The organism is Ruegeria sp. CDSA141 (assembly GCF_059612005.1).
Map to the genome: position 1 here is coordinate 1 of NZ_JBXWPT010000014.1, position 21,058 is coordinate 21,058.

General features: G+C 55.1%; 19 protein-coding genes. 8 read left to right on the top strand and 11 right to left on the bottom strand.

Going from position 1 to position 21,058, the window contains the following annotated elements; genetic code table 11:
- Positions 1-256 precede the first annotated feature (256 nt).
- On the bottom strand, positions 257-2,161 hold the full coding sequence (locus AC2FLP_RS17045; RefSeq protein WP_496685175.1) for an autotransporter domain-containing protein: 1,905 nt from the start codon (positions 2,159-2,161) through the stop codon (positions 257-259).
- A gap of 641 nt (positions 2,162-2,802) precedes the next feature.
- On the bottom strand, positions 2,803-3,900 hold the full coding sequence (gene ychF / locus AC2FLP_RS17050) for a redox-regulated ATPase YchF (RefSeq protein WP_299898504.1): 1,098 nt from the start codon (positions 3,898-3,900) through the stop codon (positions 2,803-2,805).
- A gap of 202 nt (positions 3,901-4,102) precedes the next feature.
- Between ychF and AC2FLP_RS17055 the strand changes: the two genes are divergently transcribed.
- The 7 genes from AC2FLP_RS17055 to AC2FLP_RS17085 all read left to right on the top strand — a co-directional run bounded on the left by AC2FLP_RS17055 (position 4,103) and on the right by AC2FLP_RS17085 (position 10,130).
- On the top strand, positions 4,103-4,591 hold the full coding sequence (locus AC2FLP_RS17055; RefSeq protein WP_299898502.1) for an acyloxyacyl hydrolase: 489 nt from the start codon (positions 4,103-4,105) through the stop codon (positions 4,589-4,591).
- Positions 4,592-4,669: 78 nt separating this feature from the next.
- The gene (gene trpA / locus AC2FLP_RS17060; RefSeq protein ID WP_299898500.1) at positions 4,670-5,461 is read left to right on the top strand and encodes a tryptophan synthase subunit alpha; all 792 of its coding nucleotides are present in this window, start codon (positions 4,670-4,672) and stop codon (positions 5,459-5,461) included.
- Positions 5,462-5,608: 147 nt separating this feature from the next.
- A complete protein-coding gene (locus AC2FLP_RS17065) occupies positions 5,609-6,775 on the top strand; it encodes an alpha-hydroxy acid oxidase (RefSeq protein ID WP_496685169.1) in 1,167 nt (388 codons plus the stop codon).
- 249 nt (positions 6,776-7,024) lie between these two features.
- Complete coding sequence (locus AC2FLP_RS17070) at positions 7,025-7,678, top strand: 50S ribosomal protein L25/general stress protein Ctc (RefSeq protein WP_117869775.1); 654 nt, start codon at positions 7,025-7,027, stop codon at positions 7,676-7,678.
- A 140-nt stretch (positions 7,679-7,818) separates the two neighbouring features.
- A complete protein-coding gene (gene pth / locus AC2FLP_RS17075; protein ID WP_496685164.1) occupies positions 7,819-8,499 on the top strand; it encodes an aminoacyl-tRNA hydrolase in 681 nt (226 codons plus the stop codon).
- A gap of 83 nt (positions 8,500-8,582) precedes the next feature.
- Positions 8,583-9,746 carry a serine hydrolase domain-containing protein gene (locus AC2FLP_RS17080; protein ID WP_299898494.1) on the top strand — a complete coding sequence of 388 codons (1,164 nt, stop codon included), beginning with the start codon at positions 8,583-8,585 and terminating at the stop codon, positions 9,744-9,746.
- A gap of 9 nt (positions 9,747-9,755) precedes the next feature.
- A complete protein-coding gene (locus AC2FLP_RS17085) occupies positions 9,756-10,130 on the top strand; it encodes a DUF2237 family protein (RefSeq protein ID WP_117869777.1) in 375 nt (124 codons plus the stop codon).
- A 52-nt stretch (positions 10,131-10,182) separates the two neighbouring features.
- On the opposite strand, the gene AC2FLP_RS17090 is transcribed toward AC2FLP_RS17085, so the two are convergent.
- From AC2FLP_RS17090 to AC2FLP_RS17130, 9 genes are all read right to left on the bottom strand, one after another.
- Positions 10,183-11,778 (bottom strand): autotransporter domain-containing protein, encoded by a 1,596-nt coding sequence (locus tag AC2FLP_RS17090; RefSeq protein WP_496685161.1) that lies wholly within the window; start codon positions 11,776-11,778, stop codon positions 10,183-10,185.
- 734 nt (positions 11,779-12,512) lie between these two features.
- Entirely contained in the window at positions 12,513-13,760 is a 1,248-nt protein-coding gene (gene trpB, locus AC2FLP_RS17095; protein WP_496685158.1) for a tryptophan synthase subunit beta, read from the bottom strand.
- Positions 13,761-13,994: 234 nt separating this feature from the next.
- Positions 13,995-14,636, bottom strand: coding sequence for a phosphoribosylanthranilate isomerase (locus tag AC2FLP_RS17100; RefSeq protein ID WP_496685156.1), 642 nt, complete (start codon positions 14,634-14,636; stop codon positions 13,995-13,997).
- A gap of 11 nt (positions 14,637-14,647) precedes the next feature.
- Positions 14,648-14,998, bottom strand: a complete 351-nt coding sequence (locus AC2FLP_RS17105; RefSeq protein ID WP_162896806.1) for a lipopolysaccharide assembly protein LapA domain-containing protein — start codon at positions 14,996-14,998, stop codon at positions 14,648-14,650.
- A 7-nt stretch (positions 14,999-15,005) separates the two neighbouring features.
- Positions 15,006-15,290: an integration host factor subunit beta gene (ihfB, locus tag AC2FLP_RS17110; RefSeq protein WP_496685153.1), complete on the bottom strand. Its 285-nt coding sequence runs from the start codon at positions 15,288-15,290 to the stop codon at positions 15,006-15,008.
- A gap of 270 nt (positions 15,291-15,560) precedes the next feature.
- On the bottom strand, positions 15,561-17,237 hold the full coding sequence (gene rpsA, locus AC2FLP_RS17115) for a 30S ribosomal protein S1 (protein ID WP_117869783.1): 1,677 nt from the start codon (positions 17,235-17,237) through the stop codon (positions 15,561-15,563).
- Positions 17,238-17,485: 248 nt separating this feature from the next.
- Positions 17,486-17,788, bottom strand: a complete 303-nt coding sequence (locus AC2FLP_RS17120; RefSeq protein ID WP_496710064.1) for a DUF6525 family protein — start codon at positions 17,786-17,788, stop codon at positions 17,486-17,488.
- A 125-nt stretch (positions 17,789-17,913) separates the two neighbouring features.
- Positions 17,914-19,599, bottom strand: coding sequence for a tryptophan halogenase family protein (locus AC2FLP_RS17125; RefSeq protein WP_496685146.1), 1,686 nt, complete (start codon positions 19,597-19,599; stop codon positions 17,914-17,916).
- 209 nt (positions 19,600-19,808) lie between these two features.
- On the bottom strand, positions 19,809-20,345 hold the full coding sequence (locus AC2FLP_RS17130; protein WP_117869787.1) for a hypothetical protein: 537 nt from the start codon (positions 20,343-20,345) through the stop codon (positions 19,809-19,811).
- Positions 20,346-20,562: 217 nt separating this feature from the next.
- Between AC2FLP_RS17130 and AC2FLP_RS17135 the strand changes: the two genes are divergently transcribed.
- On the top strand, positions 20,563-21,039 hold the full coding sequence (locus tag AC2FLP_RS17135) for a YHS domain-containing (seleno)protein (protein ID WP_299898479.1): 477 nt from the start codon (positions 20,563-20,565) through the stop codon (positions 21,037-21,039).
- The last annotated feature ends 19 nt before the right edge of the window (positions 21,040-21,058 follow it).

A 21,058-nucleotide genomic window follows, 5' to 3' on the forward strand; every position in this document is an offset into this window, starting at 1 on the left:
AAAAGTCTTCCTGTCGGCCATCGCTCTAGCAGCCACCGTGCTGTTCTGGCTGTAAATCAATGAGTCTAGAGCCTAACTGACACGTCGAAAAACAGCTGCAACCTCAGATACAGAATACCAATCCGGGCAGTTCCGGGACCATTCCGGTAGTTGGGTATGCGGGACAAAGCTGACGTCCACAGGGCTCATCGATGATTGCCCCAACAACTGTGGTCAACGTGCATGATGTCAAAAAAGAAACAACTGTGTCACGAAATCAGAATCGAACACTAAGATTTGCCCCCAAACCATGTTCTTGACCATTTGAACGCACCGAATAGCCGTATCCTGCTGTTAGTCTGGCTTGCTCAGATATTTGATACCCTAGCCCCAACCCGAGAACGAAGCCGTTGGCTCCTCGGTTTTGCCCGACCTGTGTAAATGTCCCAAATATCGGGCTTGTAACCGTGACTTCATGCTCACCATCCTTGTTGGCAAAAAAGTCGTACTCGTAGCGAGCAAAGGCAATTGGGGTTAGCACACCATTTTCACTCAAGAAGTCCCGTTGATAGTCGACGCCAATCGAAGCGACCAAAGACTCTGCATCCGCTTTTTCAATTGAATAGTTGAAATCGCCGCCTCCGGTTTCTGTTCCAGAGCCTTGTTGGATGCGCCCGTAATTTAGTCCGAAAACCGTGGAAACTCTTGCGCCACTGTCCAGATTAAACAGCTTCCGTGCCTGGATACCGGCGTGAATGCCTTCTTGGTCCAAATCCGACTTTGCCTCGCCTCCCGTAAACCCATCTACAGATGGGTTATTCCGCTTGGCGTCAGTTTCACCGAACATGTAACCGATCAGCCCGGAGAACTCCCATGTTCCGGTCGTAGTACGCCCGTAGACGCCAGCGTGATAGCTGTCGGTCGAAAAGTCCTGATCGACTTGATCGTGCTCATCCATGGAGGACGTCCCGAATCCTGCGTACACGCCTACGACCCCTCTTTCCGAACTGAAGACATCCGCACCGACCAAAATGGTGCCGAGCGAATAGCCGAATGTCCCCAGACCGTTACTTCCATCAACGTCCCCGCTCACATAGGCCGTGTCGATCCACCAGCGCCGATCAGAGCAGTCTATTGCGCCGCTGGGGCTCTGGGCCGAGCCGATTTCGCCTGCTGCAACGGGTTGATCCTCACTACTGAAGCCGACCGCTTGATACTTACGGCAGTCAGCGTGACTCAGCACTGTGTTGGTTATTAGATCCAGTTGCTCGAGCCCGACCGTCAGGTTTGAGGAATAGGGTTCCGCATGCACGCGGTTAAACCCAGCCAAACCTGAATTGGTAAGCGTGTTAACGGCATTGCCCAAGGTTGAGCCATTAGTCAGATTGGTTCCGGGTGCAGTGTTTGTGGTGTTGGCCACCGCACCAGCAAGGTTGCTTGCATTGGGTGATCCGACAACTGCTGGATTCTGCGGCAAACTCGAGACGGGAAGAGTCGCAAAGGCAATATCAATTCTACCGTCTGTGGTAGGGGTATTTGCAATACTCAAACTGGACAATGCCGGCAGGGTTCCCCCGGCAACTAATGTCGGTGAGTCTCCATCAAAACTTGAAGCTTGAAAAACCGTGTAATTGTTGCCAGCAGCATAGTCTTGCGCAGTCAGGCCGGGCCGAGCAGCTTCGACTTGTATGGTAGCTTTGTTGATACCAGTGACTGCGTCTGTTGACGAAACCAGATCCGCGTTTTGTGCCGCTGTGGGGTCGACTTCCGACAAAATCGTCGACCCTGCATCGAAGGAAATTGCACTATTAATATTCAACGTGCCAATCGAGGAGCCCGGTGAAAGAACAGCGCCATTTCTCACGTTGAAATTGAATGCGTTCACGGTGCCGTTGCCGGCCAGAGTACCAAAGTTATCAAAATCGACCGTGGTCAGACTGCTGGATGCATCGAGTCGTAGCGTTGTGCCGCCACCTATCACCATATCGCTAGTGGCCGACATCGAACTGTTGGTCAGAGTAAAATCAGACGCTTGAGCGACTCTTGTCTGAATATTGAGCACACCAAACGCGATTTCCGTTGCGTTTGTTACTGTCAACTTATCGTAAGTTAACGGCGTGTCTGATTGGAAATAAACCTCGGTTGGGTCAACATCACCCCCATTTGCGGGCGCAAATGTCATGGATCGTCCTGATCCAATCGAAGTCCCTACAATATTGACTCGTAGTCTGCCGTTGATTTGCGTCGTCAAGGCCTCCCGTGAAACAAAGTCGCCGCTCCCAGCCGCGACATCGACGTTCAACAAAGTCAGTACCGATGCTTTGTCTGGATTTTGACTCTGCCCCGGGACATAAAGCTCAATTTCCCCAGAAGGCGTTATGGAAGAATTACCAATCAGAAGCGCCGTGATAGGCCCGTTTGGAATTGGCAGGCAGGTTTTCACAGTAGAAGATATCGTCTGCCCGCTAAGAATAGTCTCTGTTCCAGCAGTGTATTCGTCACGGGGAGCGCCAACTTCAACGCAAGATTGCGAACTTTGGGCCCAGGCATCGCCGGGCAGTAGGAAATACGCCAAGGCTCCCAACGTGGAACTAGAGACAATTACACGCTGAGCGTATCTTATCGAATAATTCGGGTCCTTTGATTGCAATAGCTTTCTCCCTCAACTCCACAAGTGAGGCTACACCCGTTTTTTTTAAGGCAGAGTACTTTTTTGAGTATTTCGGAAAAGTCGAACGATTGACTGCCTTGGGCTCGCACCGGCCCTTAGCCTCACCAAAGCACTACCCGTAAGGTGCCCAGCCAAGCGGAAGCACTCTGCTGTTACGTATTGAACAAGAAGTGCATTACATCGCCATCCTTGACGATGTAGCTTTTTCCCTCGGCCCGCATTTTGCCCGCCTCTTTGGCCCCTTGCTCGCCGTTGCAGGCAATAAAGTCGTTATAGGCGATGGTCTCGGCGCGGATGAAACCCTTTTCGAAATCACCATGAATGACACCAGCCGCCTGCGGTGCAGCAGTGCCCGTAGGGATGGTCCAGGCGCGGGCTTCTTTCGGGCCGACTGTGAAATAGGTTTCCAGCTTGAGCAGGTCGTAACCGGCACGGATAAGACGGTCGAGGCCGGGCTCTTCCAGACCCATTTCCTCAAGGAACATCTGTGCCTCGTCCGCTTCAAGCAGGCTGATCTCTTCTTCGATCTTGGCGCTGATGATGACATGAGAATTGCCCTGGGCGGCAGCCATTTCGGCGACTTTCGCCGAGTATTCGTTGCCTTCAGCGGCTTCTTCCTCGGACACGTTACAGACATAAAGAACCGGCTTGGTGGTCAGCAGTTGCAACATCTTCCAGGCTTTGGCGTCTTCGTCCGAAACTTCGACCAGACGCGCAGGTTTGCCGTCCTCCAGCATCTCCTGCGCTTCGGCAAGCAGGCGTTCCTGCTGTTGTGCCTCTTTGTCGTTGCCTTTCAGTTTGCGCACCAGGTTGACGCGGCGCTTTTCGATGCTTTCCAGATCGGCCAGCATCAACTCGGTTTCAATGGTCTCGGCGTCGGCCACCGGATCGATGCGGCCTTCTACATGGGTCACGTCGCCATCTTCGAAACAGCGCAAGACATGAGCAATGGCATCGACCTCGCGTATATTTGCCAGAAACTGGTTGCCCAGCCCCTCGCCTTTCGAGGCCCCCTTCACCAGACCGGCGATATCCACGAATGTCATCCGCGTCGGGATGATCTGTTTTGACGTGGCGATTGCTGCCAATTTGTCCAGCCTGTCATCTGGCACGGCCACATCGCCGACGTTGGGCTCGATGGTGCAGAATGGGAAGTTCGCGGCTTGCGCGGCAGCGGTTTTGGTCAACGCATTGAACAGGGTCGACTTGCCCACGTTCGGCAGACCCACGATTCCCATTTTAAAGCCCATATCGGCCTCCTGCATAGAATACGAACGCAGCTTCTATGCAGGTCCGCATCAATGCGCAAGCAAATGCTGGAGGTGCATTTTGCTGAGTCCCTTTCGCAACATCACAAAAACGTTCCCAAAACGTGTTCTTGTGGGAACTGAAAAAAATGCCCTACGATAACCACTTAGCATTGCACGATCGAATTTTTACTGGCGGGAAACTATGAGAACGCTTTTTCTTACAGCTGTTTTGGCTTCTACAGCCTCCGTATCAGCCCATGCTCAAACTATTGTTTTTGGCGCGGGGTATGCTGATTTTTCCGAAGACGTGTCCGAAGATCAGGCACTGATCTCACTTGAATATCAACACAGGCCCTTTCACCAAGCCAAGCGGTTCAGCGCGGGCTGGGGGGCGGCTTTGTCCATAGATGAAGACGGCGATACCCACATCGGTGCAGGTTTGATCGGGCTGTATTCGTTTAGTAATCGATGGTTCGTCGAAGGCAGTGTCATGCCCGGATACTACAATGCTGGCAATGACCTGAATGACTTGGGTGGCGATTTTCAAATCCGTAGCCTTTTTGGTCTGGGATACAACCTGAACAATGGTAACAGCGTGTCCGTTGCTATCACACACAAGTCCAATGCCAGTACAAACCACGAAAACCCGGGCGTAAATGCATTTCTGGTGCGGTACCATCTGGGCTTCTGACCTGCTCGTGCATCGGTGGGATTGATTTTCCGCCAAAGTTTCTGCACACGGGTCCAAACCCGAGTGCAAGGACATCCGATGACCCGTATCGACGCTAAGTTTGCCGCCCTGAAAGCCGAAGGAAAGAAGGCTTTTGTTGCCTATGTCATGGCAGGGGACCCTGACTATGACACCTCGCTCGACGTGGTCAAAGGCTTGCCCGGCGCAGGCGTGGACGTCATCGAACTGGGTTTGCCCTTTACAGATCCGATGGCGGATGGCCCTACGATTCAGGCGGCGGGCCAACGCGCGCTGGATGGCGGGATGACGTTGCAACGTACATTGGATTTGGCGCGCGCCTTCAGGGAAACAAACGACACTACGCCAATTGTCCTGATGGGGTATTACAACCCGATTTACAGCCGGGGCGTTGACGTATTTCTGGCAGATGCAAAAGAAGCCGGCATTGACGGGCTGATCATCGTGGATCTGCCACCCGAGGAAGACGAAGAGCTTTGCCTGCCTGCTCAGGCAGCGGGTCTGAACTTCATTCGTCTTGCGACACCTACCACGGACGACCAGCGCCTGCCGCGGGTTCTGCAGAACACCTCGGGCTTCGTATATTACGTCTCGATCACTGGCATCACCGGCGCGGCCGAGGCGCAGGCAACGGATGTGGCGCCCGAGGTTGCCCGCATCAAGGCCGCGACCGAGCTGCCGGTGATTGTGGGCTTTGGCATCAACACGCCCGAGAAGTCCCGCAATATCGCGTCAGTGGCAGATGGTGCCGTAGTCGGATCAGCGATCGTCAGCCAGATCGGTGCAGGCAAGCCGGTCGACGAAGTGCTGGATTTTGTAAAGTCCCTGTCGGATGGCGCCCATAGCGCCTGATCCGGCGGATAAATCAATACGATAAAAAGCCTGCCGCAGAGTGCTCTGCGGCAGGCTTTTTTGACCGCCCGACACCAGGCCAGATCATTGCAGCCTTTGACTTGCATTGGTAAGGAAAACTAACCAGTAAGTTCGGAGGTCTGAGACATGCCTGTGATAACCAACATTGAAGACCTCAGGCGCATCTATGAGCGTCGCGTACCGCGGATGTTCTACGATTACGCTGAAAGCGGCAGCTGGACGGAACAGACATTCCGCGAAAACAGTTCCGACTTTGAAAAGATTCGCCTGCGCCAGCGCGTTGCCGTTGATATGTCCGGACGTTCAACTGCCTCAGAAATGATTGGACAGCAGGTCTCGATGCCGGTTGCGCTGGCTCCGGTTGGGTTAACGGGGATGCAGCATGCGGACGGAGAGATGAAAGCCGCAAAAGCTGCCGAAGATTTTAGAGTTCCCTTCACCCTTTCAACCATGTCGATCAACTCGATCGAAGACGTGGCCGAGCACACCGAAAAACCATTCTGGTTTCAGCTCTACACGATGAAGGACGCTGACTATGTCAGCCGTCTGATCCAGCGGGCCAAGGACGCCGGGTGTTCGGCGCTGGTGATCACGTTGGATCTGCAGATTCTGGGCCAACGGCACAAAGACCTGAAGAACGGTCTGTCCGCACCACCCAAGCTGACCGCAAAGACCATCGCAAACCTGATGACCAAATGGGCATGGGGCATTGAAATGCTGGGGGCCAAGCGGCGCGAGTTCGGTAATATTGTGGGACATGTGCAAGGCATCTCGGACGCGTCTTCACTGGGGGCCTGGACCGCTGAACAGTTCGACCCCACCCTCGACTGGGGCAAGGTCGAAAAGCTGATGGAACAGTGGGGCGGAAAAGTGATCCTGAAAGGTATCCTTGACGCGGAAGATGCCAAAATGGCGGCCAAGCTGGGGGCCGATGCCATTGTCGTGTCGAACCATGGCGGACGTCAGTTGGACGGCGCGCTCAGTTCGATCCGGGTATTGCCCGAGATCATGGACGCTGTTGGCAATGATATCGAAGTGCATCTGGACAGTGGTATCCGCTCAGGTCAGGACGTGCTCAAAGCGTTGGCGCTGGGGGCCAAGGGGACGTATATCGGCCGCGCATTTGTTTATGGCCTGGGTGCCATGGGCCAGAAAGGCGTTACCACCGCGCTGGAGGTGATCCAGAAGGAACTCGACACAACAATGGCGCTGTGCGGTGAAAAAACCGTCGACGCGCTGGGGTCGCATAACCTTCTGGTACCAGAGGGTTTTGGCGGTCGTTGGCAAGGCTGATTCCGCGTGAGTTTAGGGGCTCTGCCCCCGCCGCCCGTTCCGGGCGCCTCCCCCAGGATATTTGGAGCCAGATGAAGCAGCGGACCCATCACTGATCTTGCGAGAAGTACCCCGGAGCGCGAGGTTAAGCTCCGCAAAATGACAAGGTATGAATTACCCCTTTCCAAACGTGGTGAATCGAGATAAGGACGCGGCTTCACGCGGGTATACAGCCTTGGAGGATACCCGCCCTAACATTGGAGAATTATCATGGCTGGAGAGATTCCTGATCTCGTAGCTCTGGAACGGACGGGGACAGGCAAGGGCGCCGCTCGTAAAACACGCCGCGAAGGCATGGTTCCGGGTGTTGTATTTGGCGGCGACAAAGATCCGCTGGCAATTCAGATCCCGTTCAACGAACTGTTCAAGCGCCTGAAAGCCGGTCGCTTCAAATCGACCCTGTGGAACCTGAAGGTCGAAGGCCATGAAGACGTTCGTGTCATCTGCCGCGATGTTCAGCGTGATATCGTCAAAGACCTGCCGACCCACCTGGACCTGATGCGCCTGCGCCGGACCACAAAGATCGCGCTGTACATTCCAGTTGAATTCATCAACGAAGATGAAGCCCCCGGCATCAAGAAGGGCGGCGTTCTGACAGTTGTCCGTCCGGAAGTCGAGCTGTTGTGCACCGCGGGTGAGATTCCTGAGAAGATCACCGTTGATGTAGCCGGAATGAACATCAACGACGTCGTCACCATTTCATCGGTTGTCCTGCCCGAAGGCACCAAGCCGACCATCGACCGTGACTTCGTGATTGCAAACGTCTCGGCTCCGACAGGTCTGGCAACAAGCGACGACGACGAAGATGAAGAGGCTGAAGTTGCAGTCGATGAAGTCGAAGTCGTCGGCAAAGAAGAAGAATAAATCCGGATCAATCGTCTGGATTTTGAAACGGGGTTCTGACGAGCCCCGTTTTTTATGGTCAAGACGCTCGGCGCTGGCTGGATTTCCCTGGCAATTCCGGGCATCACATAGCCTCAAGGCTACAGAGGCGGAGTATGGTCATGAAACTCTTTGTCGGATTGGGAAACCCTGGGCAGAAATACGCCCGGAACCGGCACAACATCGGGTTTATGGCTGTGGACCGGATTGCAGAGGACCATGGGTTTGGCCCATGGAAATCCAAGTTTCAGGGTGAGATCTCGGAAGGTAGCGTGGGCTCTGAAAAAATCCTGTTGCTGAAACCGCAAACCTTCATGAACCGGTCCGGTCAATCCGTGGGTGAAGCGATGCGTTTCTACAAGCTCGACTCCACTGATGTTGTTGTGTTTCACGACGAGTTGGACCTCGCCCCGGGCAAAGTGCGCGTCAAGGCGGGCGGTGGACACGCGGGACACAATGGATTGCGCTCGATCCACGACCATATTGGCGCTGCCTATGATCGTGTACGACTTGGCATCGGACATCCGGGCCGCAAAGAAATGGTCTCGGCTTATGTCCTGAGCGACTTTGCGAAATCGGAGGCTGACTGGCTGGATGACGTCCTTCGGGGAGTTTCGGACGGAGCGTCCCATCTGGCGCGGGATGATGGTGGAAAATTCATGAACGCGGTTGCCCTGCGCACTGCGCCGCCTCGGTCGTCCAAGACGGCCGGGCCGAAAGCCGAAACCGCGCCTAATGCACCTCCTGATCCACCGGTCGACGAACGGTCCGCCATGCAAAAGCTATTGGACAAGTTCAAATAGCTCGGTGCCCTGTTTCCGTTACGTCGGCGTTGCGAAAACGGGACGCCCGCGTTCAAATACCTGTAAACAATGGAGGCTTTACGATGCGATCCATACTGAAATGGGTTCTGCGCATTGTGCTGGCGTTGGCTCTGGCCGCCGCTGCAATTGGGCTTTGGAAACGCGAAGAGTTACAGCGCCTGATGGCGGTGAATTCTCTGTTTTCCGAGGACAAGATCGTTCACAACTTTTCGCACATGGATGAAGCATTTCTGACCGTGGATCTGCCGCGTGGAAACGCCCCAACATGGGAGCTGCCCTACGGCGAAGGTTTCGATCTTCCTGAAGGCACTGACAATTGGATCAATGAACGCTCTGTTACTTCTTTGCTCATCATGCAGAACGGCAAGATCCGGTTCGAGGAATACTATCTGGGCACCGGTCCCGATGACCGCCGGATTTCCTGGTCAGTGGCAAAAAGCTATCTGTCGGCGCTTTTCGGCATTCTCCTGCAAGAGGGCGTAATCGATTCATTGGATGATCCCGTCGTCAATTACGCCCCCAAACTTGCAGACAGCGCATATAACACGGCGACAATACGGAACGTTCTGAATATGGCCAGCGGCGTCACGTTCGACGAGGATTATCTGGACCCGAAGTCTGACATCAACAGGATGGGCCGTGTGATTGCCCTAGGCGGTGAATTGGACGATTTCGCGGCCTCATTGCAGGACAGTTTCGCGCCCCCCGGTGAAACCTGGCAATACGTTTCCATAGACACCCATGTATTGGGCATGGTGATACGCGGGGCGACCGGTCGCAGTGTTGCGGATCTTTTGACAGAAAGAATTCTTCAGCCCCTGGGCCTTGAGCGCGACGGATACTATGTCACCGACGGCGCCGGGGTCGCTTTTGTTCTGGGTGGTTTAAACTTCACGACACGTGATTTTGCACGGTTCGGGCAAATGATCCTGCAAGATGGGGAATTGAACGGCCGGCAAGTGGTGCCCGCCGACTGGATATTCGAGGCAACTCAACCCAGCGCACCGACCGCTCGGGGGAAGATTGGGTATGGGTATCAGTGGTGGATCCCGCGCGGCGCGCATGAGGGAGAGTTTCTGGCCCGGGGCGTGTATGGGCAATACATCTATTTCAACCAACCTCGCGGCGTTCTGATTGTGTCTACTGGCGCTGATCGGCATTTCCGCGACACTGGCGTAAATGACCAGAATATTGAAATGTTCCGCAAGATCGCAGAAAGCCTGTAAGGTGCCTTCATGCAAAAGCAAGACAGTATCAATGTACTTGGCGGCGTTCTGACGCCCTGCTCACGCGATCCTCTGACCGGGTTCTTTCGGGATGGTGCGTGCAATACCTGCCCCGAGGATCAGGGCAGCCATACCGTTTGTGCGGTGATGACGGCCGAGTTTCTGGCATTCTCGAAATACGTCGGCAATGATCTGAGCACGGCTCGGCCCGAATTCGATTTCCCGGGCCTCAAGCCCGGTGACAGCTGGTGTCTGTGTGCCAGCCGGTTCCTACAGGCCCATGACGAAGGATGTGCCCCAAAGGTTCACCTGGAAGCAACACACCAACAAGCGCTTGAGATTGTGCCACTTGATATCTTGCTTCAGAACAAGGCGAATGCCTGACGGCCATTGCGCCCGGGCGAAACCTGATCCGCGATCCAGTCTCGCCCCCGGTTCAGAATGCCATTTGCCAGATCAGGCTGATGCTGTAGTTTTCAAAACCGCTTTCACCGATGCCATCATAGAACACGTTTGCTGCAAGCAAGCTGTTGTTTTCCAGCCGATAGTCCAGGCCCAGATCCGCGCGGGCACGGGCGGTGTCGCCAATCGGCGTCACGCCGGGAGCGGTGCCAGTTCCAGAAGTCGTGCTCCAAATCCCTGACAGTCCACCCGTCAGCATCATCTCTCCACGTGACACTTGCAGCGGGTGGCTGAAATCCATACCCAGCCGTGCCGTCGTCAAACTGAAATCCTGCTGTGGAATCAGATTGCCCAGACTATCGGTATAAGCTTTCTGATCGTCACTGGCATAGCTCACGTCCAGCAATGGCATCAATGTCAGGGCGCCACGCTTTATCTCACCGGTCACGCGCGACTGGACCAGCCAGCGATCACTGTCGAAACTGTCCTCGTAGGTCCCAAACGGAGAGATGTTGTTGTCGGCTTGTCCATAAAGAACACGCCCCTCGAAAAAAACCGCATGATTGGGCATTTTTGCCACCACATAGGGACCAACCAGCCAGCCCGTGCCATCCACGCTGGCCGGGCCGTTTTCCGTTTCGGCATAGTCGAACTGAAGCATAGCACCGATCAACAGGTTCGAACTGACCTGACGATGAGCCCCGACAACAACCAGTGCATAGGAGCTATCAAAATCATCCTGCGAGCTCCAGTTGCCGGTCAAACTGAACCAGACAGGACGCAACGGATCACTGGCGAAATTCAGATACCCTGAGCCCTGGGTTACAGAACTGTCCAGAACACCCGACCCGGAACGTTGCAAAAACTGGGTCAGTTTCGGCTGGTTCGTCACAAGGCTGTTGGCCCGGGCGTTCTGAAATGCCTGAATCTCACGTTGAGCATTTGTCACCGCTTGAAGTGTGCTGACCCTGTTTGATTCCAGGTTCAGATTACCGGCCGCATCCGAGAACACCCCTGCAGGAATGAAGAGTTCGATGGTTCCGTTGTTCTGAGGCGTCAAAGTGGCAACAAAGCTGGTGCCGGACCCAGTCATAGAAGCCGTTGCATTCGTGACCGACAGGTCGCCTACGGTGAAGTCGGTACTTGGCTCGCTCAGAGTAATGGTTGCTTGAAAAGTTCTGCTGCCGGTCGGTGTCAAAGCTCCGATCGTTGCGGTTGGCTGCGTGGTATCCACCAGAACACGGGTGTTGACGATTTGGGTATTCGCTACTCCGGACAATGCGATCTCGTAGCGGTAAAGCGGCCCGCCGACGGATTCACGCGCTGTAAACGTAATCCCCAGATATCCATCTGCCGCATAGGTAGAATTCGCGCCATCCTGACTGAGAATGGTCGCACCGATATAGCCCAGGGAAGCCAGGCCGGCAGGCGTGATCGCAGTCTGGTTCAGAATGCCGTTGTTAAAGTAGAAACTGCCGCCAGGAACCTGCCCCGAGCCCCCCAGGGATACAAAGGCAGTGCCTGAAGGCGGGATATTGTTAAAAAAGATGCTTCCCCCGTTCGGTGTCGGAATCGAGGTTATGATGAAGCTGCCCCCAAGGGCCGCGCCCTCTTTCGCGCTTCCGATCATGAGTGCTGAGATCAGAAAACAGAGACACAAGAGCCTCGAAATAGCGAACCTAACCATTTTACCTCCTACAGCGCCGCGAGGGTGCTAAACACCAGGGTGCCCGGGGCAAAGATACTATGTCCCGAACAGCGTCATCAATTGTCCCATCTACTGCAGAGACTCCCCTGAACCGGCCGCAACACCGCCAGTTACCAAATAGTTAAATCAATTCTGAGACGCTGTATAGAATTGGAAACGATTCAACTTTGGCGTGCGGGTCACATGGACGTGCACAAACCTTAAAGCACAGGCGGAACAAGTCAGAAAGCATCCTGAAATCCTGTGTTTTCAAGGCGTCTTCTCAGAGAAACCTTTCAACGAGCCAGGACTGTACAAAACAAAAGCTAAAGGTGCGCAGGGTACTAATTCTCGGCAAAACCGCAACAATCGCAACAATCGCAACAATCGAAGATAACGATCGCGACTGGTATTTTTTGAGAAACAAATTCATGCAAGTCGATCCCAATTTCACGGCAGCTGGCGAATCTTCAGGCTTCTGTATCGTTCTTCAATGCGCCTTGGTGACAATCTTTTTTAGGTTATTCCGCTGTCGAAGGACTTGTCACAGCTCTGGCCATTCTGCACGACCCACATTCGGAGCACGGGACCCGTCGCCCAGGAATAGTTTCTTTCATGTTCTCTCCAGCTACAGAGCCCGAGAACGAACAACCGGGGCTCATGGCCCCGGTTCCCAATCAATCTGCCGAACGGCCTTCGGTATCGGACATGTCGAAGTTCAGATATTTGGCCACGGTCTGAACGTCCTTGTCTCCGCGACCACACATGTTCATGCAGATCAGATGATCTTTGGGCAATTTCGGTGCGATCTTCATCACATGTGCCAATGCGTGACTTGGCTCCAGCGCCGGGATGATCCCCTCGGTGGCGCAGCAAAGCTGGAACGCCTCGAGCGCTTCCTTGTCTGTGATCGAGACGTAATTCGCGCGGCCTATCTCGTGCAGCCAGGAATGCTCAGGCCCAATGCCCGGATAGTCCAGCCCGGCTGAAATCGAATAACCTTCGAGAATCTGGCCATCGTCATCCTGCAGCAGATAGGTCCGGTTGCCGTGCAGCACGCCCGGCCGACCGCCTGTCAGGGAAGCGCAATGTTCCATTTTCTCGTTCACACCTTTTCCACCCGCTTCGACGCCTATGATGTTGACGTCCTTGTCGTCGAGGAACGGGTAGAACAAACCCATGGCGTTCGAACCGCCGCCGATGGCCGCAATGATCGTGTCGGGCAACCGGCCTTCGGCGTTCATCATCTGCTCTTTCGCTTCCTTGCCTATGATTGACTGGAAATCGCGGACCATTGCCGGATAGGGGTGCGGACCAGCCACAGTGCCGATACAGTAGAACGTGTCACGCACATTGGTCACCCAATCGCGCAATGCGTCGTTCATAGCGTCTTTAAGTGTCCCACGACCCGAGGTCACAGGGATCACCTCGGCCCCCAGAAGACGCATACGGAATACGTTCGGGGCCTGACGCTGTACGTCATGTGCGCCCATGTAGACGATGCATTTCAAGCCAAACTTGGCACACACGGTAGCAGTCGCCACGCCGTGTTGCCCTGCCCCGGTTTCAGCAATGATCCGCGTCTTGCCCATGCGCCGCGCCAGAATGATCTGGCCCAGCACGTTGTTGATCTTGTGTGCCCCGGTGTGGTTCAGCTCGTCACGTTTCAGATAGATCTTCGCCCCACCCAGATGTTCGGTCAGGCGCTCCGCGAAATACAGCGGCGAAGGACGACCCACATAGTTTGCCCACAGGTCATCCATTTCGGCCCAGAAGGTCGGATCATCCTTGGCCTTGTTGTATTCCTCTTCCAGCGACAGGATCAGCGGCATCAGTGTTTCACTGACAAAACGCCCGCCGAAGATGCCGAAACGTCCCTGTTCGTCAGGGCCGGACATGAAGGAATTGAAAAGATCGTTGGCCATGGGTGTCTCCCTCGTCGTATTCGATGTTCATAGGTGGTGGCGAAGGGATTTGCCATGCCAAAACGCATCATTCTGCCGCCTGCGTGCTTTGACGCCAAACCTGGATCGCCTGCTCAGAGCTGGCGATGCCGATGCATGGAAATTGGTGAAAACTGTTCACATCGGCCAAGCGGTCCGCTGCCAGCATACTCCATCCCTCCATTTCGAGAGATACGCAGCAAGTTGTGTATCAGATCACCCGAGAGCGGTTGCAAAGTCGCGGATCAAGTCCGCATCTTTTACACCCGGCGCGCTTTCAACACCGGACGAGACATCCACCTGACGGGCACCCGTCATCCGGACAGCTTCGGCAACATTCTGGGGTGTCAGGCCACCGGCCAGCATCCAAGGGCGCCGCCAGTACTTCCGCCCGGCCAGCAGCCGCCAGTCAAAAGCCAACCCGTTACCGCCCGGCAATTCCGATTCTCTGGGCGGTTTCGCATCGATCAGCAGTTGATCAGCCACTTCTGAGTAAAGATCGATGGCCGCCAGATCCTCGGCTTCGGCCACACCGATGGCCTTCATTACCGGCAAACCAAACCGCTCGCGCAGTTCGGTCACCCGTTCGGGCGATTCCTTGCCGTGCAATTGAAGCATATCTAGCGGCACAGTCGAAACGATCTCGTCCAGCTCTTCGTCAGTGGCATTCACGACCAGAGCCACTTTAGCAACACCAACAGGGACGAGATGCGCCAGTTCTGCTGCCTGCGAAACGTCCAGATTGCGTGGCGATTTCGGGAAGAAAACAAATCCAACATAACCCGCCCCGGCTTCGGCCGCAGCACGCACATGCTCTGGCGCGGTCAGACCGCAGATTTTGAACCGAACGTCAGGCATTGCGTTTAGGCTCAGCTTGCCTCATCCAGAAGGGCAAGAACGTCGTCCTTGCCTTCGTTTTGCTTTTTCTTAAGCTTCTTGACTTCTCGCTCAAGCTTGCGCACTTCGGTTTTCTTCACGGTCGCGTCGCGGCGGTGCTTGTGTTCTCGCAGCCATTCCCACAGGAAGCCTATAACCAATCCTGCTGCCACACCGCCCAAAACCACCAGAAACAGCGGCAGTGACGCACTGAGGTTAAAGCCCAGAAGCTCGGCCAGAGCATCGGGCATCAGTTTCAGCTTAACGGGTTGAACATTGGCAAGAGACACTGAGATCAGGACGATCCCGAGGGCTGCCAAAAAAGCATATCGAAGATAACTCATCATAGTGTCAGGCTTTACCGTTCAATCGATCCCTGAGCAACTTGCCAGTTTTGAAAAACGGCACACATTTTTCTTCGACCTGCACCGTTTCACCCGTGCGTGGGTTGCGTCCAATTCGCGCGTCGCGTTTTTTTACGGAAAACGCGCCGAATCCCCGCAACTCGACACGGTCACCGCGCGCCATGGCGTCTGTGACTTCCTCGAATACAGTGTTCACGATCCGCTCGACATCACGCTGATAGAGATGTGGGTTTTCGTCAGCGATTTTCTGAATCAATTCTGAACGGATCATGCGTGATACCCTCCCAGGCAGCCGGTGTGACAGGTCTACTGTTTTGACAGTATAGGAAAAAACCCGGAAAGGGGGAACGGATACTCTGCGTGTTGAGGCTTTATTTTGCCATATTCTCACGCGAAATTTTGCTTGTCAGGCCAATTTCCACACTTATTGCGCGAACAATCCCCTCATTAACCCCGCGGTTCGGAACACATTGATTCGCAACAAAAACGGCCCCGCACTGTCATGCGAGGCCGAAAACCTTACTCGGGATGCGGCCTTGGCTTAGTCGCCAGACTTCAGCGCTGCACCCAGGATATCACCCAGAGATGCACCCGAGTCGGAGGAACCATACTGTTGCACGGCCTCTTTCTCTTCGGCGATCTCGCGTGCCTTGATCGACAGGCCCAGACGGCGGGTCTTGCTGTCGACATTTGTGACGCGAACGTCGACCTTGTCACCGACCGAGAAACGCTCGGGGCGTTGTTCGGCACGGTCACGCGACAGGTCCGAACGGCGGATGAAGGATTTCATGCCTTCGTATTCCACCTCGATGCCGCCGTCCTCGATTGCGGTCACTTCGACTGTCACGATCGAACCACGCTTCACGCCGCCCACGGCTTCGGCGAACTTGTCACCGCCCAAGGCTTTGATCGAAAGCGAGATACGCTCTTTTTCAACGTCAACTTCCGAGACAACCGCCTGAACGACGTCGCCTTTACGGTAGTTTTGGATGGCATCCTCGCCGCGCTCGTCCCAGGACAGGTCCGACAGGTGAACCATGCCGTCGATGTCGCCTTCGAGGCCAATGAACAGACCGAATTCGGTGATGTTCTTGACTTCGCCTTCGACCTCGGTGCCCTCGGGGTGTGTTTCTGCAAACACTTCCCATGGGTTGCGCTGAGTCTGCTTCAGGCCCAGAGACACGCGACGCTTGGCGCCGTCGATTTCCAGAACCATGACGTCGACTTCCTGGCTGGTCGAAACGATCTTGCCGGGGTGGACGTTTTTCTTGGTCCAGGACATCTCGGATACGTGCACCAGACCTTCGACACCGGCTTCCAACTCGACGAACGCGCCGTAGTCGGTGATGTTGGTGACGCGACCCTGGTGGACCGAGCCCAGCGGGTACTTGGCAGCAACCAGATCCCATGGATCTTCCTGCAACTGCTTCATGCCCAGGCTGATGCGATGGGTCTCTTTGTTAATCTTGATGACCTGAACCTTGATGGTTTCGCCGATCGTCAGGATCTCGGATGGGTGGTTCACACGGCGCCATGCCATGTCGGTGACGTGCAGCAGTCCGTCAACGCCGCCCAGGTCAACGAATGCACCGTATTCGGTGATGTTCTTGACGACACCCTCGACGGTCTGACCTTCGGTCAGGTTGCCAATGACTTCGGCACGCTGTTCAGCACGCGATTCTTCCAGGATAGCACGACGCGAAACAACGATGTTGCCACGGCGGCGGTCCATTTTCAGGATCTGGAACGGCTGCTTCAGACCCATCAGCGGGCCAGCGTCGCGCACGGGGCGAACATCAACCTGCGAACCGGGCAGGAACGCAACTGCGCCACCCAGATCGACGGTGAAGCCACCTTTGACACGACCAAAGATTGCACCTTCGACGCGCTGGTCGTCGGCATATGCTTTTTCCAGACGGTCCCATGCCTCTTCACGGCGGGCCATCTCGCGTGAGATGACGGCTTCGCCACGGGCGTTTTCTGCGGCGCGCAGGTAGACTTCTACCTCATCGCCAACAGCGATTTCAGGGGCTTCGCCAGGATTTGCGAATTCTTTCAGATCAACGCGGCCTTCCATTTTGTAGCCAACGTCGATGATGGCCTGGCCGGCTTCGATCGCCAGTACCTTGCCTTTGACAACAGAACCCTCTTCGGGCGTGTCCATTTCGAAGCTTTCGTTCAGGAGGGCTTCGAATTCCTCCATGGTTGTATCAGCCATCTGGCAGTGTTTTCCTTTACATACGTTTTTACTGGCCGAGCGGTTGTCTCCGCCGGTCTTGATTCATGATGTCTTCGGACGTGACCCGGTACGCCCCTGAGCAAACAAACACAAAGGGCCGAGGTAACCCGGCCCTGCTCAGAAACGTCTTCCGGACGTTGACCGCCCTTGTATAGACAGCGCGCGTATAAGCGGATTCCCCGGTATGTGCAAGGGCAAAGCCCATGTTTTCAAGGTTTGGAAGGTCTTTACCTGGGCTCGTTGCAGGTTTTGAAAGTCCAAACCCCGGCATCGCGCCGCAGCATGGCCTGTTCGATTGCGTCCAGTCTCATCAGCGCTGCGGAAGGGTTGTGCGCACCTCCAGCCCGGTTCCAGATCTTCTGCGCCGAAACGGGACTCCACGGCAAGCTTGCCGTAGCCAACCACTGCCGTAAACCTGACGGCAAAGAATCGTAAACCTGCATTGGTGCCGCCTGTCGTCTCCGGCGTTTGAGGTTGCTCTGCAAGTTCCGACCCCTTGTTTGCCCTTGTTTCTTCTGTTGTCGCACCACATTCGCCCTTCGTAAGATATATGTGATTACATTACACTACGATGAGCGGGTCGGAAGCAGAAAAGACGGGACCTTTGCGCCCCGCCTTTCCTAATAATACCCCCTGCGCGACGGGAAGAGAGCCTTCAGAACAGTTGCAGATCCTTCTTACCGCTTTGGATTTCAGCAAAGTTCGGCATGTTTTCGACAACAACCGGAGCAGGTGCCGCGCCCGGCATCGCCACTGTCGGTTTCATTGCCGCCGCCATTCCAAAGGCAGGTTGCTCAAGTTCCCCCCGGATATCGCGTAACAGTGTTTTGTGATCCGGCATCGACTTGATGATCTTCGCCAGATCCACTTTCGCGTTCTTCATACCCTGGAACCAAAGAGGTTTCTTCAATGGCCGAAGACGGTCGCGGATGCCTGAACCATAGCCTGTATCATAAACCTGTTTGCCCAATAGAACGGTTTGATAAACGCGGCTGTCAAACAGTGTGGCGAACTCGATATCGTGATCCATCGGCAGGCGATACTGCCACAACTCAAGATTTTCAGCCAACCGATCCGGTACCTTCATCTCGGTGCGCGCGTCGATCCAGTATTGGTCATCGGTACGGTTGCCCAATCGATAGTGCAAACAGATGAACTCCAGAACCTCGTTATACAGCTTGTCCATCTGCCGATTGTATCTGTCCCTCAGCGAAGGCTCGATGTCTCGGGTAGGCAAATGCTCGGCGAACCAGCGTATCGCATGGTCAATCATATGGATTGCGGTGCTTTCCAGCGGCTCAATAAACCCGCCGGACAGACCTATCGCCACGCAATTCTTGACCCAGGCGTTGCGCACGCGACCAACGCGCATCGGGATTACCCGCGGTGTCAGTCCTTTGCCACTGTCACCCAGCCATTCAAGGTATTCGTCCGCCGCCTGGTCATCCGTACGATGCGCAGACGAATACACATAACCTGTGCCCACACGGTTATAGAGCGGCACCCGCCATGTCCAACCTGCGCCCAAAGCGGTGGATCTTGTGGCGCTTTCGATCTTGTCGGGATCCGGATGCTCGATCTGCAACGCCATGGCTCGATCATTGGGCAGATAGTCGGAGTAGTCCAAAAATGGCTCACCGAGAGCCTTGTTGATGATCAGCCCCCGAAACCCGGTGCAATCCACGACCATCTCAACGTCATGGCGGCCTTTTGCCTCCAGCGTGAGATGACTGACATTGCCCTGTTCATCCAGTTCAACCGTTTGCACCTCATCCTGGATATGCTCCACTCCGCGCTTCGTGCAGACCCTGGTCAGCATGCCGGCAAACTTTACGGCATCCAGGTGATAGGCATACCCAAACCGTTGCTCGAATTCCGGCTGACCCAACTGACGCGCACCTTTGCACAGGCGGGCCAGATCATCATGCGGCGAGATGGACTGTGTAAAATCCCGGTCTCCGTTGCCGAAGCGCAGGAAAAATTCGGCGGCCTCCAGCCCCTCCAGCATCTGGCCGTGGGCAAAGGGGTTCATGTAATCGATGCGATTGCCCTTGGCGTCGTTGTTCCAATTGCAGAATTTCACACCCAGCTTGAAGGATGCGTTGGTCTCGCGAAAGAAACTCCGTTCCGAAATGCCCGCCTGGCGTAGCGTGACAGGCATGCGTGGAACAGTAGCCTCACCCACCCCTACGGTGGAGATATTCGGGCTTTCGATCAGGCAGATTTTCGGTCGATCCTTGGGCCCTGACGTACGTGAAAGCACCATGTCCAGGATCAGTGCGGTCATCCATCCAGCCGTACCGCCACCCACGATGGTGATTTTGTTCAAACGATTGCTCATGTAGTTTTGTCCCTGTTGGCTTGGGAAATTTTTTAGCTGCGTCCCTGTTTTTTACCGGGTTGTATCGCAGCTTTCCCTTTTCGCTGGGGAGAAACTATAGCAGCTTTCCTGCATCCATCTAGGGTCTATGACGAACCGGCATGAACGCGTGGTCTTGCAACGCCTGCCAATCGGTTGGTGTCACGCCAAACACGTATTCACGGTGCAGGTCAGATTTCCTCGCCTTTCTTCAGCAGTTCTTCAATCAGAGCGCGTTGCAGATCAGTGCTGTCGCCGCCGCCGAACTCTGCTGCACCACCGGAATACAGGGTGCCATACGTCTTGGCGATGTTCACAGTCTGGGCCAGTCCCGAGATGAATTGGTCTTTTTCCAGCAAGGACAACGGGTGGATAAATGCAGCCCACAAGGTGCCATTGGCGATTGCGTAACGGGCATCCAGCGTGCTGTCGAAATTGGCCTGCATCATTCGGATCAAATCTTCCTCCGACAGGGCCTCGGCGCTGCGGATCGGGACCATGGCCCGCATCCGATCCGCATTGACGTCGGTGATGACCAAAACCTGTACGCCTGCGACCGCCAATTGGAACCCGGGACCACTCGGCTCAGCTTCAGGGTCAAGCGCAAAAAGAATGTTGCCCAGGCGTTCGTAGGTCATCGGCGGTTCGGCCACGGGTGGGCTTTGCACTGTCTCTTGCGCGGCAAGGCTTCCGGCAGTGAAGACAAGAATGAGGGCTAATCGGATCATGATGACACTCCTGCGGGCATTCTTTCAGCATATGTTCAAAAACCCGTACTGACCAAACAAAGCTTAGTGAACGCAGCCTCCTATCATTCAGATACTTGTACGATCTGCAACATCTGATGGCTTATCTGCGATTATACGTCCAACTTTCATCCCCTATCTATGTTTTGTCGGTCGACGATCCAGTCGACCCGAACCCAGAACCGAAAGGAAACGTGTAATGAAAACTATCGTCTTCACCGCCCTGGCAGCCGCCATCGCCCTGTCCACCCCGGCCTTTGCCGCTGACGAAATCAACGTGTCAAACGGCATCTCGGCCGCAGGTGCCCCGCTTGCCGCACATGGGGTCGATCTGGTTGCATTGGTCAATGATGGCAATCCGGTCGAAGGCTTCGCCACCCACTCGGCGACCTATGAAGGTGCATCCTATTACTTCACCACCGCCGTCAACCTCGAGGCGTTCGAGGCGAACCCGGCGGCCTACCTGCCGCAGCATGGCGGGTTCTGCTCGTTCGGCGTATCGGTCAGCAAGAAGTTCGACGGAGACCCGGATCAGTACCTGGTAGCAGATGGAAAACTGTACTTGTTCCTGAACGCCGAAACCCGCGCGGCCTTCCTGAAGGACGTTCCCGCCACCGCAAAAACGGCGGACGAACAGTGGGCAAATATCAAGAGCATCGCCGTAGGCGAGCTGTAAGTTCTGCCCCCTCTGCCTG